This is a genomic window from Lichenifustis flavocetrariae, from assembly GCF_026130545.1.
In the GTDB taxonomy this organism is placed as follows: domain Bacteria; phylum Pseudomonadota; class Alphaproteobacteria; order Rhizobiales; family Beijerinckiaceae; genus Lichenihabitans; species Lichenihabitans flavocetrariae.
The window spans coordinates 1-14,417 of sequence record NZ_JAMOIM010000072.1 but is presented as its reverse complement, the minus strand read 5'-3'; the positions used below and the strand labels follow the sequence as shown (position 1 = coordinate 14,417).

The 14,417-nt window shown below is 64.6% G+C and carries 11 protein-coding genes and 1 pseudogene; 9 read left to right on the top strand and 3 right to left on the bottom strand.

What is annotated here, in order from left to right; all coding sequences use genetic code 11:
• Both M8523_RS34080 and istA read right to left on the bottom strand, forming a co-directional pair.
• A partial coding sequence (locus M8523_RS34080; protein ID WP_282589268.1) for an ATP-binding protein occupies positions 1–458 on the bottom strand: 458 nt, incomplete at its 3' end.
• 79 nt (positions 459–537) lie between these two features.
• A pseudogene (gene istA, locus M8523_RS34075) lies at positions 538–2,094 on the bottom strand (IS21 family transposase).
• A 750-nt stretch (positions 2,095–2,844) separates the two neighbouring features.
• On the opposite strand from istA, the gene M8523_RS34070 reads away from it, so the two are divergent.
• The 7 genes from M8523_RS34070 to M8523_RS34040 all read left to right on the top strand — a co-directional run bounded on the left by M8523_RS34070 (position 2,845) and on the right by M8523_RS34040 (position 10,255).
• Positions 2,845–3,678 (top strand): amidohydrolase family protein, encoded by an 834-nt coding sequence (locus M8523_RS34070; protein WP_282589266.1) that lies wholly within the window; start codon positions 2,845–2,847, stop codon positions 3,676–3,678.
• A 4-nt stretch (positions 3,679–3,682) separates the two neighbouring features.
• The gene (locus M8523_RS34065) at positions 3,683–4,573 is read left to right on the top strand and encodes a transporter substrate-binding domain-containing protein (protein WP_282589265.1); all 891 of its coding nucleotides are present in this window, start codon (positions 3,683–3,685) and stop codon (positions 4,571–4,573) included.
• Between the two features lie 37 nt (positions 4,574–4,610).
• Positions 4,611–6,206, top strand: a complete 1,596-nt coding sequence (locus M8523_RS34060) for an amino acid ABC transporter permease/ATP-binding protein (RefSeq protein WP_282589264.1) — start codon at positions 4,611–4,613, stop codon at positions 6,204–6,206.
• Complete coding sequence (locus tag M8523_RS34055) at positions 6,203–7,252, top strand: alpha-hydroxy acid oxidase (protein ID WP_282589263.1); 1,050 nt, start codon at positions 6,203–6,205, stop codon at positions 7,250–7,252. The genes M8523_RS34060 and M8523_RS34055 overlap by 4 nt, the downstream gene beginning before the upstream one ends.
• 1 nt (position 7,253) lies before the next feature.
• The gene (locus tag M8523_RS34050; RefSeq protein WP_282589262.1) at positions 7,254–8,339 is read left to right on the top strand and encodes a LacI family DNA-binding transcriptional regulator; all 1,086 of its coding nucleotides are present in this window, start codon (positions 7,254–7,256) and stop codon (positions 8,337–8,339) included.
• 890 nt (positions 8,340–9,229) lie between these two features.
• Positions 9,230–9,931 (top strand): L,D-transpeptidase family protein, encoded by a 702-nt coding sequence (locus M8523_RS34045; RefSeq protein ID WP_428351920.1) that lies wholly within the window; start codon positions 9,230–9,232, stop codon positions 9,929–9,931.
• A 120-nt stretch (positions 9,932–10,051) separates the two neighbouring features.
• Positions 10,052–10,255 carry a hypothetical protein gene (locus M8523_RS34040; RefSeq protein ID WP_282589261.1) on the top strand — a complete coding sequence of 68 codons (204 nt, stop codon included), beginning with the start codon at positions 10,052–10,054 and terminating at the stop codon, positions 10,253–10,255.
• 162 nt (positions 10,256–10,417) lie between these two features.
• On the opposite strand, the gene M8523_RS34035 is transcribed toward M8523_RS34040, so the two are convergent.
• A complete protein-coding gene (locus M8523_RS34035; protein WP_282589260.1) occupies positions 10,418–11,074 on the bottom strand; it encodes a TetR/AcrR family transcriptional regulator in 657 nt (218 codons plus the stop codon).
• 155 nt (positions 11,075–11,229) lie between these two features.
• Here M8523_RS34035 and M8523_RS34030 point away from each other — a divergent pair, with 155 nt between their 5' ends.
• Together M8523_RS34030 and M8523_RS34025 are read left to right on the top strand one after the other, a co-directional pair.
• Positions 11,230–12,546 carry an HlyD family secretion protein gene (locus M8523_RS34030; protein WP_282589259.1) on the top strand — a complete coding sequence of 439 codons (1,317 nt, stop codon included), beginning with the start codon at positions 11,230–11,232 and terminating at the stop codon, positions 12,544–12,546.
• A 108-nt stretch (positions 12,547–12,654) separates the two neighbouring features.
• Positions 12,655–14,214 (top strand): MDR family MFS transporter, encoded by a 1,560-nt coding sequence (locus M8523_RS34025; protein ID WP_282589258.1) that lies wholly within the window; start codon positions 12,655–12,657, stop codon positions 14,212–14,214.
• Positions 14,215–14,417: the final 203 nt, after the last annotated feature.

Below are 14,417 nucleotides of genomic sequence, written 5' to 3'. Positions count from 1 at the left end.
ATCAGCAGCTTCACGGCCTGCAGCTCGCGCTGCATCTTCAAAAGCCGCCGCTCGTCACGCGCTTCCATCAGCTGGGTGACCAGCGCGGCCGCGGTCGTAAACGCGACCGGGAAGCCCTTCTGGCAAGCCGCCAAGCCGAGCGCCAGGGCAACATGGGTTTTGCCGGTGCCGCTGTTACCGAGCGCGATGACGTTCTCCCGACGGAGCACGTATTCGCAGCGCCCCAGATCCAGCACGCGCATCTTGTTAAGGCTCGGGATCGCCATGAAGTCGAAGGTGTCGAAGCTCTTTACGGCCGGGAAGCGCGCCACCCGGATACGGCGCTCAACAACGCGGCGCTCGCGATCGATCAGTTCAAGTTCGAGCAGACGCAACAGATAGCCAGGATGGTCGATACCGCTCTGCGCGCACTCGCGGGCCACCTTGTCGTACTCGCGCAGGATCGTCGCCAGCTTCAGCTGCTTGAGATGTGGCCAAGCAGGATCTGCGGTGTGCCGGCCCTGGTTCCGGCCGGCATCGCGCTGTCTGCCCCGGCGCTCATGTCGCCATCTCCGGCATGAGCGCCGCATAGTCGGCCGCCGCCGTCGTCTTCACCGCGAGCTTCGGCAGATGCGGGTACGCCGTCAGGTCAAGACGCACGGGCCGCCGTTCGATGCGGGCCAGGGTAATCTGCTTGATCGCATCAAAGCCAATGGCGCCGAGCCGGATCGCTTCGGTGGCCGCGAACGCCACGATGTCTTTGGGCGCTGCCTCCATCAACCGCAGCACCTGGATGAACTCGCGCTTTCCCCGATTCCCTCCGCCAGCCATTCCACCGATGCTGCGCATCGTCGGAACCTTTGGCTGGCTCCGCCCATCCGGGCTTCCAGCAGGTGCCGCAGATGCTGGAACACCTCGGGCAGATCCCAGCCCTGCAGCGCAGCCGCCTGGTCAAGCGCGTTCGGCTTGGTCTCGATTGGCGCGAGGTAGTGCAGTGGATCGGCCACGAACACGCCTTCGCCATAGCAGCGCGGATGGCGAGCGATCTCCTTGCCGCCGCACAGGATGACGACCTCGGCGACGAACCCCTTCACCAGCACGTCCTGGAAGCCATAAGCTGTCGGCACCGAGTAGTCGTTGCACCGGTAGCGGACCAGCGCGGTCGACGAGACCCGCGCCGCCCGCTTCTCGCAAGGTTCCAGCGGCACCGCGGGCAAGGCCCGCAAGGCGGCAAGGTCGGCCACCAGGCGCTCGCCGATCGTGCTGGCATGCCGACCGGCCCGGTCCCCCTGACGAGCCCTGCACCGTTCGGCCAGCATGGCGTTCAGCTCCTCAAAGCTTGCCGCCGTCGGGATCGGGGTCATGAAGTTGGCCCGCGCGTACTTGACCAAGCCCTCGACCTTACCCTTGTCGTTGCCCTTGCCCGGGCGACCGAAACGGTCCTGGAAGAGGCAATGGCTGAACAACTCAGTGAAGGCACGCGTCCGCTCGCGCGTCCCGTGGCCGCGGATCTTGGCCACCGCGATCGTTGTATTGCCGTAGAGAACCGACAGCGGCACGCCGCCGAAGAAGCCGAAGCCCGACACGTGACCGTCGAGGAACGCCTCGGTCGTCTCTTTGGGGTAGGACTTCACGAAACACGCATCCGACTGCGGCAGGTCCAGGCAGAAGAAATGGATCTTCTGCCGCACGCCGCCCATCACCGCGATCGCCTCGCCGAAATCCACTTGTGCGTGACCCGGCGGATGCGCCAAGGGCACGAAGGTCTCCCGGTCTCGCGCCCTGCTGACCCGCACATGGTCCTTCACGACGGTGTAGCCGCCGCCAAACCCATGCTCATCGCGAAGCCGCTCGAAGATCCGCTTGGCCGTGTGCCGCTGCTTCACCGGGGCCGTCCGGTCAGCCTCCAGGATGGCATCGATGACGGCAACATGCGGTCCCGGCTTCGACTTCTCCGCCGGCTTCGTCCGTGTGTCCCCCGGGCGGCATCGAGAACCGGCACATCTTCAGGACCGTCTCCCGGCTCAGCCCGAAGACCCGGGCAGCTTCCCGGCGACTCCTCCCCTCCACGAAAACGAAATGCCGAACAGCGGCGCAGACCTCCACGGCGAACATCCCCAGCCACCCCAAAACGGGCAGCGTATCCACCGGCCGGAGATTACTCCGCCCGCGTCAGCACTTTACCGACGCTCCAGTGGCCTGCTTTGCCACCACCGTGCACATCGCGGGCTTCTCCGGATGCTGCAAGCCTGGCGCGAGATCCTGCACGGGTAAATTCATGACGCGTCCATCTCACGACTCCGAACATTGTCGCGAGACTTCAGTCACTATGGCGCGATTGTCTGCCGAGCAAGGCCGAACTTCGGTCAGCCTTGTGCTTGGGCAAAGCGGCGTCTTGTCTCCACCATGCCGATGATTGCCCGGCAGTGCGGAACCCGTTGAACTGCATCAAGAACACTGGCCCGAAAGCCATGTGCCATCGGGCTGCACACCTTCACAAGGAACCGAGATCCGCAAGACCAGAAGCTCATTTGCTGGGCGGTCATGCCTATAATTTACCGTCGACAAAGATCACATTGGATCTATGGTGGATAGAAAGCGCTTACTGTTGAAGTTCTGCGAAGACCTCGATGGTTTGTGCCGAAATAAGATGACTCGGCGTCTGTGCTTTCACCTCAGCTTCAAACACGATTGTTTGCCGGACGAGCGCCGCCTGAGGCTTGCTCTGCTTGGGAGACCCTACCCGCCCTTTATGATGCCGATACTCTCCTGCCATTACTGAGGGGCGGTCTTCGCACCGAGGATTGCGCGGCGGCGATCGACGGTGGCGTCGCCGCCATGAATTGCAGCGTCGATTGGCACGACATGTTGGTAGGCGATGACCTGGAGGTTCTGGCAACTCTAGCGCGAACAGCTCACCTTCCAGTGATCCGCCTGCTGCTTACGGCCTCCGTTGATCGAGACACGGCGGGCTTTGCGGCGTGGTTCACCACATTCGCAGCCTCGGCTCCGGTATTCGGGCTGTTGCGGGCCTGCAAACTCTACGGCCGGGAGCCGAATTTCCGACGAAATCTCGACGCGGTCTGGCGGGCCGGCTGGCGTGCCGTGGTCTTCACCCAGGACCGCGCCCTGATGGCCGAGGTCGCAGACGCTGGAGGCGACGTGCTGTTTCGGCATGCCAGCAGCCCCCAGGATGTAGCCGCGATGCGCGCAGGACGCCATCGGGCCTATGTTGCAACGTCACCCCATTATCTATTGCCAGTCGAGCCAACGCGGCGCGCGCTCTCGGTTCGACCGCCGTTGCCCGAAGACGACGCGGTCGATCGTTTCGCGCGCCAGTCGTTGGCGGATATCGATGTGATCGCCACGGACCACGTGGCCGAAGGGGCAACAACGGGTCCCGGACTATCGAGCCAGCAGCATTTCCTTCCGGCCTTGATGAAGTTGGCCAAGGCGCACGACCTCGATCTCGCAACACTCCTGGCAAAGGCGACGACGACCCCGGCCGATTTCTTCGGTGTCCATTCCGAACCCGAGGCTGTCGCGATCGTTGCGCCCCGTCCCGCCGGCCTGCCTTCTCAAGGAACAACGGACCGCGATCCCTTTGCGGGCACACCCTTCGACACCGTCGTGGTCGCGGTCGTGACGGGCGACTTGGTTGCGCGCACGCCCGCCTTTCACAACATCATCAAGGAGTAGCTTCATGACCTTCAGCTTTGCCCGATCCGCGGCTCTGACCCTGGCGCTTGGTCTCGCGGTCCCACTCAGCGGCACGGCCTCCAGAGCGGCCGACATCCCGACCCCGGAGGCCTTCGGCAAAGCGCCCGAATGCGTGGCCTTGCGCACGAAATACCCGACGTTGACGGGCAAGAAGATCATGGTGGGGCTTGGCGGCTACACGGCCGGATTCGAGGCGCCAAGCGCCGCCGACCCGACCGTCATCGAGGGGCTCGACCCTGATCTGATCAGCTATATGGGCGAGTGCCTTGGCTTCTCCCATGAATTTCAGAACGGCTCGTTCAATGTTCTGTTGACCGCCATCACCAGTGGCCGGGTCGACATGGGTCCGTCCCTCTACGTCACCGACGTTCGTAGAAAGCAGGTGGCCTTCGTGTCGAATTTCGCGGTGATCGACGGTTCGGTCGTCAAGAAGGGCAACCCCAAGGGACTGACGTCGCTCGACGCCCTGTGTGGTGCGACTGTCGCGGCCGCGGCTGGCACCTACGAGGCCGTCAGCCTCGTTCCGCCACAAACCGAGAAATGCGAAAAAGCCGGCAAGCCCCCGGTGAACCTGCTTTTGCTGCAGAACACCGACAACAGTGTCCAGGCCGTGCAGAGCGGCCGAGCCGACATCTACCTCACGGCGCTTTCGGACGCGAATGCCTTGGCGAAGTCGGCGCCGGATCTCGGGACCGGCTTCTCGATCGATCTGCCGATCTTGAACGGCTTCCCGATTGCCAAGACCAACACGCTGATGCGCGGCGCGATCCTCGACAGCATGAAGGCCATTCAGGCTCAAGGGATCGAGAAGGTGCTGCTGGTCAAGTGGGGCCAGGGCGACGGCTCCGAACGACCCGCGGAAGACAAGGACTGATCAGCGAACCGACGGCGCACCATCGAGCGAGACGCGTGTGACCCAGTTTCTTCATTACCTGACCTTTCCGTATCTCCTCCAAGGATGCCTTGTCGTTTTGGCCCTCATGGTGCTGTCGCTGGCCGGGGGCCTCGTGGTCGGCCTCGGGCTCGCCCTCGCCAGCGACTCCCGCTCCCCTTGGCTGAGCTACCCGGTCAAGGCCTACATCTATGTGGTTCGGGGCACGCCCCAACTCATGCAGTTGATCCTGATCTTCAACGTCCTGCCCGAAACCGGTCTGTTCCTCAGTCCGTTTGCAAGTGCGCTTCTGGCGCTCACCATCAACGAGACGGCATTCTGTGCCGAGATCATTCGGGGCGGCATCGGGGCGGTGAGCCGCGACCAGCGGATCGCCGCCACGGCCTTCGGGTTTTCGCGACCGACCTTGCTACTGACCATCACGCTGCCGCAGGCACTTCGCGCCATCATCCCGACGCTCGGCAACGAAGCCATCGGACTTTTGAAGTCGACCTCCCTCGCATCCGTCGTCGGGGTCAGCGAACTGACGTTGCGCAGCCAGACCATCGTGTCACAGAATTTCGAGTTTCTGCCGGTTTTGCTCGCGTCGAGCGCGATGTACATCATCATGTCGACCGTTCTGGCCTTCGGACAACAATGGCTCGAGCAACGGTTCAGCCTTTCGGAGAAAGCCAAGCGGAGTGCGGCGAATGCCGCGCGCGCGTCGTTCGGTCCGCTTGAGGGAGGGTCCTCACAAGTGTCGGAGGACCTCGACATCGTCCCCAACAGGGGTACGCGAGCGCCGCCCTTGTCATCGCAAGCTCCCTTGCTGGTGTTCGATGCCGTTGAGGTGTCCTACCAGGCCACCAAGGTCATCAAGGGCGTGGATCTCACGGTCGGGCAAGGTGAGGTGGTGGCCTTACTGGGCCGGTCCGGGTCAGGCAAGAGCACGTTGATGAAAACGGTCCTGGCGCTCACCGACGTCGCGGCGGGCCGGGTCCTGGTGCAGGGAAAACCGATCGCGGTGGCGGCGGATGGCTCGGCCCTGCCGCCCGGAAAGCTCGCCCGCTCCCGCGCGGCCGCCGAGGTCGGGATGGTGTTCCAGAACTTTGCCTTGTTCGAACACATGACGGCGCTCGAGAACGCCATGTCGGTGCCGCGATTCGTTCAGGGCATTCCTCTCAACGAGGCCAGCCACCGAGCTCGTGTCGCCTTGATCCAAGTCGGGCTGAGCGGGTTCGCGCATCGCATGCCCCACGAACTCTCGGGAGGCCAGCAGCAGCGTGTGGGCATCGCGCGTGCCCTGGCTGGTGCTCCGAAGGTCCTCATCTTCGACGAGCCGACATCAGCCCTCGATCCGGAACTTGTCGGAGAGGTCAACCAGACGATCCGGACCTTGGCCAGTACCGGAATCACGATGCTCCTCAGCACCCATGACATTGGGTTCGCGGCCAGCGTCGCGGACCGGATCGTCTTTCTCCACGAAGGTCGGATCTTGGAACAGGGAAGTCCCGACATCCTTCGCGATCCCGTCACCCCCGAATTCGGCGCCTTTCTCCGACTTGCCGCGAAAGCGCCCGAGGCGGCATCGCGGCATCCTAACGGTGCCCTCTCGGACCTGGTGCCGATGCAATGAGCCATTCTCCCGAGGACCACGCAGCCCGGATCGCCCTTGGCGACGCGCTATTCCGCTACGTGGAGGGCCGGCCGTTCGACCTCGATCCAGGGTCTCTCGACCCAAACGAACTCGCCTTCGCGGCCTACCGACTGATCCCTCGCGTGCTGCGAGGACAAAGCGGCATCGACACCGGGATCACCTTTTTTGGGCATGAACTTTCGTCGCCCCTGGCGGTGGGCGCTTACGCGGGCGACCGCATCCTTGCCGAAACCGGCATTGGCCCAGTCGCCGACGCCTGCCAGGCTATGGGATTGCCGTTGTTTGTTTCGGAGGAATGCGTCACGCCGCTGCGGGAGATCGTGGCCCGGCACAACCGGGTCTGGCTGCAACTGCGTGCCGCAGGTCCGCAGTCCCGGGCTGTGGATCTGATCGCACAGGCCGCGCGACATGGCGCGTCGGGGATCGTGCTGACTGTACTCGCACCGACCCACCCCCGGCCCGGCCTGCAACCCGGAGGATTCAGCATCGGACGCGAGATCGCCGAGCGCGGATGGAGCACGATCGGGAGCCCTACCGGGATCGCGCCGTTGCCGTCCTTCCCGGCCTGGAGTTGGGTGGATGCCGAGGCCGTCGCGGCGACTGCCCGACAGCTCGGGCTTCCAGTCATCCTCAAGGGGATCCTGGCGCCGGAGGACGGCGAGCGCGCCCTCCAGGGGGTCGCCGACGCGATCATGGTGTCGAATATCGGCGGCCGCCAATTCGGACGCTGGGCTGCACCGGTGAACCAACTCTCCGCCATTCGGGAGCGGTGCGGGAGAGCCGCTCCAATCCTCATCGACGGCGGCATCCGCAACGGGGGCGACGTCGTGATCGCCAGGGCGCTCGGCGCAGACGTCGCGGTCATGGTTCGCCCCGTCGTTCTCGCGCTTGCCGCCGGAGGGAGCGCGGCGGTCCGGTCCCTGCTCGCCAAGGTGATGGATGAGACGGCCGCGGTCGCAAGCTGGCTCGGAGCGGCGACGCTGGACGAGATCGACAGCGAACAGATCACCCGATTGCCAGTCTAGCATGGTGAGGACACCCAAGCCGATCAGTGCCCGCTCGACCATCGCCCATGTGGCTGAGCGCGCGGGCGTCTCGACCGCAACGGTGTCGCGGGTGCTCAACGGCAACTACCCCGTGTCGAAAGAGGCGCGAGCCAAGGTCGCCCAGGCCATCGACGAGATCGACTTCGTGCAGAACGCGCAGGCCAAAGCCCTCGTTCAGGCCAAGACCGGCATCGTGGGCGTCGTGATGGCCGACGTGTCCGACCCGTTCTACTCCGAAATGATCGGCTCGATCCAGAACGTCTGCGGCGCGAATGGCAAGCTGCTCGTCATCTGCAGCACGCAGGGTCATTCGGACGTGGAACTCTCGTACCTTCAGGTTCTCCGCAGTCAACGGGTCGATGCCGTCATCGTGCTCGGTGGCGGCAGCGACGACGATCAGGTCCAGGCGTCGCTGGCGAGACAGGCGGCGGCACTGGCCCGCGAGGGATGCCGTCTGGTCCTTTGTGGCCGCCCCGCGCCTGATGCCGGTCGTGACACGCTCGCGGTCGAGGTCGACAACGTCGATGCCGCCCGTCAGGCCACGCGGCACCTGATGGCCTTCGGGCACCGCGAGATCCTGTTCCTCGGGGGACCCAGGGGTTCGACGACATCGCGCGACCGGCTCGCCGGTTTTCGCTTCGCCTTTGACGAGGCCGGTTGGGCATCCGAACAATGCACCGTGGATGCCGGCGACTTCAGCCGGCAGGCCGGTTACGATCTCGCGAAGAAACACGTGCTCGGGGGGACGCGGTTCACAGCGATCCTGGCCGCGAGCGACTTCATGGCCATCGGCGCCATCCGGGCTCTTCTTTCGATGGGGCTCAGGATCCCCGACGACCTTTCGCTCATCGGCATCGACGACATTCCCTCTGCGTCCGACATGGTGCCGCGCCTGAGCACCGTGCGTCTGCCTTTGAGCGAGATGGGGCGGTTGGCCGCTGGCTTGGCGCTCGGTCTCGATCGTACCGCGCCCCTCCGCCCCCTGGGCGTGTCCCTGGTCCCTGGCCTCACCGTCGGGCCATTGCCTGCCTCGGGTGAGGCATTGATCGGCAGGATCGCAGGGTAGGATCGCCATCGCTTTTTTTCGAAGACCGTAAGAGCGGCGATTTCCCCGAGTTTCAACATCGAGCTCACCCCAAGATGTCGCAGCACTCCATCGGCAAAGCCGAGGCAGCCGGGGTAGGGCGGATCGTCCTCGGCGCCCGCCGTTACGCGATCACGCGCGACTTCGGAATCCTGCCGACCTCGATCGTGGCCGCTGAGGTCAGCAAGATCGCGGTCGATCGCGCCTCTCGGGTTCATGTTCTCCGACGTGGCGTTGGGGGTTCCCGTCGTTGTCTACGAACCGGATGGCACGTTTGTCTCGGCCTAAGGTCACGGGCTGATGTTCGACCCCCACCGGATCACCATCGATTCCCTCGACCGCGTCTTTGTCATCGACCGCGACGCGCAACACGTCTTGTGCTTCGATCCCGATGGAACGTTCCGGTTCGGGTTCGGGGAACGTCATCACCCGCAGTGGAACGCTTCCTTCAACCATCCGAAGACCGACCCGTCCATAGGGGCGGCCCCGGAGTCGCCCATGATCATGCGGGCGGGATGGGTCGATGCAGCGGGCAGAACAAGCAAATCTATCGCGGTTGAGGTTGGAATGGCATGCCGCCTCAAGACGGTTCTGAGCAGGGCGGAGCTGCCAGCGAGGTGTTCGACCAGCGACCGGCCACTCAAGTGGTTCCGGCGACATTTCACGCCGCGCCGATCTCCACAGCGGTGGCTATGCGAAAATCGGGCGGCAGGCGGGATCGGGCCGGCCTCGCCGCATGTCGAGTGTCGCAAATAGGAGGCCGGGCTTGCCTGTCAGGCGACGCACCAACTATTGCTATTGCGCAGGGGGCGCGACGACGGGAAGGTCGAGCCTCAACTCAATGGCGCGCAGAACATGGGGCGAGAAGAGACGTGACGAAGGATGGTGAGGACTCCGCAGGCCGGGGAGCCGCTTCGCTTCGACAGCGGCCGGAGCATTTCAGCCGCCGCTCGTTTCTGGTCGGCTCGGCTGTCGGTCTCGGTACACTGGGGCTTGCCGGCTGTGCGACCTCCGATGACCTGTTCCGGGCTGAGGCGGTGAAGTTGTACGGGCCGGTGCCTGAAGAGAAGTTTCCGATTCCGGCCCTCGACATGAGCAAGGTCGATACGAAATACCTTCGCAGGACCGTGCAGTACGAGTCCAAGGAGCCGGCCGGGACGATCGTGGTCGATCCCAAAAATTTCTATGTCTACCGCGTCGAGGGCGACGGATCGGCAACCCGCTATGGGGCCAATGTCGGCCGCGATGGGTTCTTGTGGAGCGGTGAGGCCTATGTTGGCCGCAAATCCGAATGGGCGACCTGGACGCCGCCCGCGGAGATGATCAAACGCCAGCCCGAGGCCGCCAAATATGCGCACGGGATGCCTGGCGGCCTCGACAACCCACTCGGTGCCCGCACGCTGCACCTCTACCAGAACGGCCGCTACACGCTCTATACGATCTATGCCAGCAGTGAGCCGGAATCGATCGGCACAGGCCGCACGAGCGGCTGTGTCGGTCTGCTCAGCCAAGACATGATCCATCTGTATGCGCAGACGCCACTCAAGACGAAGGTGGTCGTCCTCCCCACATAATCGGCGGGTCAGGAGGGGTCCGACACTCTAGGCTGCGCGGATGCGTCGCCTTCGGCGACGTTCCTGGTTGCGGCTAACGGTACGCCTGATGGTGGCGATGGAAACCGCATCGCCACCATCGTGAAAGCGCGCACTCTGCTCGACCGCTTCGCCGCCCTGATCTCGGCCAAAAAGCCTGACCTGCTCGATCCCTGGCTCATCGATGCTGCGCACAGCGAAACGTCCGCCTTCGCCGAAGGCATCGCGGCTGACAAAGTCGCCGTGAAAGCGGCCATCATGGAGACGTGTCCAATGGACAGACCGAAGGACAAGTCACCAAGTTGAAGCTCGTGACGGCAGATGTATGGGCGCGCCAAGGTCGATCTGCCGCGCGCGCGGTTGGTGGCGACAGCCTGAATCAAACGAAATCAGCACGCAAACTGCGCCAGACCCACTATCGCAGGCGATTTGACACACATGTGCCGTTGGAGTGTTGGGGCTCGCGGGCTATGTTGATCGTGGTCGAGCTCCGTTCAGGAACAGCTGTACAGCCGCACGGAGCCGCTGATCGAGCGGCTCTGGATCGATGTCGATCCCAAGCAGCGCAAGACGAATCTGGCGCCCGATGATGAGGCTGGAGAACAGCTCGGCCGTGATCTCAAGGTCGGTTGTCACGATTTCTCCGGTGTGGACGAAGCCGCGCAACAGCTCTGCGATCTGGGCCGTACTGCGCTGTGAGCCTTCCTTGTAGACGAGCTTGGCAAGCTCCGGGAAACGGCCCGCCTGGGCACTGACGATGCGATTGATCGCGACAGCCTCGGGTGTCAGCGCGATAGCGATCTTGCGGCGTGCCAGAGCGAGCAGCACCTCCTCGATGGTGCCCTCGGCCGGCATCGAGGCGTCGTTGACGGCCAGCCAACGATCGACCTGCCGTTTCAGTACGGCGGCGAAAAGTTCCGCCTTGTCCTTGTAGCGCGCGTAGACGGTCGCCTTGCCAACGCTGGCAGCCTCGGCCACCGCATCGATCGTGGTGGCGTCGAAGCCGCGCTCCATGAACATGCGGGCGGCGATTTCGACCAGGCGCTCGTCACGGCGCAGCGCTTCTTCCTGGGACGGACGTCCCCCCGTGTGGCGCTTCGGCTTGGTATCGAGTCCCTCGGTCATCCGTCCATCTCGGCAGTCCGGGTCGGCTCCACCCGGGTCATGCGCAAACACTCGCGTCATCTCGGTCACGCTTTTCGCCTCGCCGCAAGCTTGCGTTCACCTTTGATCAGGCATAACAGAACAAGAACGTTCCGTTCAAGGAGGCTCTCTTAGCCATGGACAGCACAAGTCTGGACCGTCGGGCCTTCGACGACGTCCGATCGAGCCAGGACCCCGAGGCAGCCGGAGCGGTGATGACCGAGACCACGGCGCGCCGGCTGTCTCCTGAGCCGGTCTCCGCTCCTCTGCCGGCCACGCCGAACGACACGACATCGCCGCAACTGGCCGCGGCCCCGGCGATCGTGCGGGCCGCGGAGCCCGCGCCACCGAAGCGGAGACGCAAAGGCAAGCTGATCCTGGCCGCCCTGCTTCTGGCCGGCCTGGGGGGCGGGGGCCATTATGGCTGGCATTGGTGGAGCATAGGGCGGTTCGAGGAAACCACCGACAATGCCTATCTGCAGGCCGACAAGGTGACGGTCGCGCCCAAGGTGGCGGGCTTCGTGGCGAACGTCTTCGTGGCCGACAACCAGCCGGTCAGGACGGGCGACGTTCTGGCCGCGATCGACGACCGCGACTACAGGATCGCCATCGCGGAAGCGCAGGCCGACCTCGAGAAGGCGAACGCCCAGCTCGACGGCTATAGGGCGGCTGTCGTGCAGCAGCAGGCCCAGGTAGAATCGGCGAAGGCCGACGTGACCAATGCCGAAGCCGGCCTCACCTTCGCGGATCAGGAAGCCAAGCGCTACGGCGATCTCCTCGCCTCGGGAGCCGGCACCTCGCAACGCGCCCAGCAGACCCAGTCCGACCTGCTGCAACGGACCGCGACCCTTGCCAAGAACCGTGCGGCGCTCGATGCCGCGCAAAAGCAGGTGACGACCTACGGGGCCCTGGCCAAGAGCGCCCTGGCGGCGATCGCCGGCGCGCAAGCCAAGCTCGACGAGGCCAACCTTAATCTCAGCTACACCACCATCCGGGCGCCGATCGACGGCGTCGTCGGGGATCGTTCGCTGCGGGTCGGGCAACTCGTCCAGGCCGGCACGGGCCTGCTGACCGTCGTCCCGACGGGCCGCGACATCTATCTCCTGGCCAATTTCAAGGAAACCCAGATCGGCGACATGGCCCAGGGCCAGCCGGTCGCGTTCACGGTCGATGCCTTCGGGAGCCACGTGTTCCATGGCCGGGTCGAAAGCTTCTCGCCCGGTACCGGCGCGCAATTCGCCCTGTTGCCGCCCGAGAACGCGACCGGCAACTTCACCAAGGTGGTGCAGCGCGTGCCGGTGAAGATCAGCGTCGCCGACGATCCCCTCCTGGCGCGCTTGCGTCCCGGTCTGTCGGTCGAAGCCACGGTGGAAACGCGCAGCGACGCGCCGCGCTCCGAGGGGTCCACGCGGATCGGCATGGCCGAGCCATCCGGGCAGGCCACGCCCCGCTGACCCGATGTCCCAGCGCCCGCGCCGGGCCAGAAACCGCTTTCGCCGCGCGCCCCAGGCGCGGGGCGATTGTGGGAGTCTTTCTTCGCGACATTTCCTTCCGGCCTTCTCATGACCAGCACAGCCGACAAAGCCTCGTTGCGCGAGTGGCTCGCCGTCACAGCCGCCATCCTGGGCGCCTTCACGGCCATCCTGGACATCCAGATCACCAATTCGTCGCTGAGCGACATTGAGGGTGCGCTCGGCGCCTCGTCCGAGGAAGGCAGCTGGATTTCCACCGCCTATCTGATGGCCGAGATCATCGTCATCCCGCTGACGGGCTGGCTCGGCTCGATCTTCGGCCTGCGCCGCTACCTCGCGTTCAACACGGCGGTCTTCATCGGCTTCTCGATCGCCTGCGCGCTCTCGACGAGCCTCTCCGAGATGATCGTCTTCCGCGCCGGACAGGGGTTCACGGGCGGCGTGCTGATCCCCACCGCCATCACCATCGTGCGCACCAAGCTCCCGAAGTCGCAACAGGCGGTGGGCATCGCCCTGTTTGGCCTGACCGCGACCTTCGCGCCGGCCATCGGACCGACTGTCGGCGGCTGGCTCACCGACAACCTGTCCTGGCACTACATCTTCTACCTCAACCTCGTGCCCGGCCCGATCGCGCTGGCGCTGCAGCTTTACGCGCTCGACAAGGCCCCCTTGCGGATCGAGGAACTCGCGAACGGCGATTGGCTCGGCATCGGCCTGATGGCCACGGGGTTGCCGGCGCTCACCTTCGTGCTCGAGGAAGGCCAGCGGAAGGACTGGTTCGGCTCACCGGTCATCCTGGAGGGCACGGCCCTCGCGGTGTTCGGCATCCTGGGCTTCATCGTCCGCGAACTCATGGCCGCCAAACCCTTCATCAACCTGCGGGTGCTGAAGAACCGCTCGGTCGGGGGAGGCTGCCTGCTGATGACGGTGCTCGGGGCCGTGTCGTTCGGATCGATCTACGTCATCCCGGTCTATTGCGCGCAGATCCAGGGCTACAACGCCGAACAGATCGGCTACGTCGTGATGTGGAGCGGGCTGCCGCAGCTCGTGCTGTTCCCTGCCATGCCGTTCCTGATGAAGCGTTTCGATCCGCGCGTGCTGGTGATCGCCGGCACGTTGTTGTTCGCCGCGAGCTGCTTCATCAACGTCAATCTGACCCATGACGTCGGCATGGATCAGCTGATCCTGCCGCAGCTCCTGCGCGCGGCCGGACAGCCGCTGTTCACCGTGCCCTTGTCGCAGATGTCGACGGCGGGGTTGGCGCCACGCGACACGGCCGACGCTTCCGCGCTCTCCAACATGATGCGCAATCTCGGCGGCTCGATCGGCATCGCCATGCTGTCGACCATGATTGACCGGCGCGAGCACTTCCACTTCTCGGTCCTGGCCGAGGCCATGACCCAGAATGCGTCGCTCACCCAATCCCGGCTGGGCGGGTTGATCGCCAGCATGCAGGCGCATGTGTTCGACCTTGCGACGGCGAGGGCCCAAGCCCTGGGGCTGCTGGCCACGCAGGTGCGACGGGAGGCCTATGTGATGGCCTATGCCGACGCGTTCTGGATCATCGGCGTGGGATTGATCGTTAGCCTCGCGGCCGTCGCCTTGCTGAAGAAGCCGCAGAAGGTCGCGGGGCCGATCGAAGCGCATTGAGGCATGCGCGCTCCACGTCGATCGGACTTTTGGGGCTGGGTCGACATCTACTGGTTCGGCAACGGCCTGCTGAACGTGCGCAAGGTCGCGACCGGCCAACGGCAGCTTTTGGCGCCGACCGGACTAAGTGTCTGTCCGATGACATGTTGAGTCGACTGAGTTATTTATGATTCAAGGGAGTCCTGGGAACGGGGTTGCCGATG

Coding starts and splice junctions, on each gene's coding strand:
- M8523_RS34055 (WP_282589263.1), top strand. CDS start 6,203: ATGAGCCATTCTCCCGAGGACCACGCAGCCCGGATCGCCCTTGGCGAC.
- M8523_RS34025 (WP_282589258.1), top strand. CDS start 12,655: ATGACCAGCACAGCCGACAAAGCCTCGTTGCGCGAGTGGCTCGCCGTC.
- M8523_RS34050 (WP_282589262.1), top strand. CDS start 7,254: ATGGTGAGGACACCCAAGCCGATCAGTGCCCGCTCGACCATCGCCCAT.
- M8523_RS34030 (WP_282589259.1), top strand. CDS start 11,230: ATGGACAGCACAAGTCTGGACCGTCGGGCCTTCGACGACGTCCGATCG.
- M8523_RS34070 (WP_282589266.1), top strand. CDS start 2,845: ATGTTGGTAGGCGATGACCTGGAGGTTCTGGCAACTCTAGCGCGAACA.
- M8523_RS34035 (WP_282589260.1), bottom strand. CDS start 11,074: ATGACCGAGGGACTCGATACCAAGCCGAAGCGCCACACGGGGGGACGT.
- M8523_RS34065 (WP_282589265.1), top strand. CDS start 3,683: ATGACCTTCAGCTTTGCCCGATCCGCGGCTCTGACCCTGGCGCTTGGT.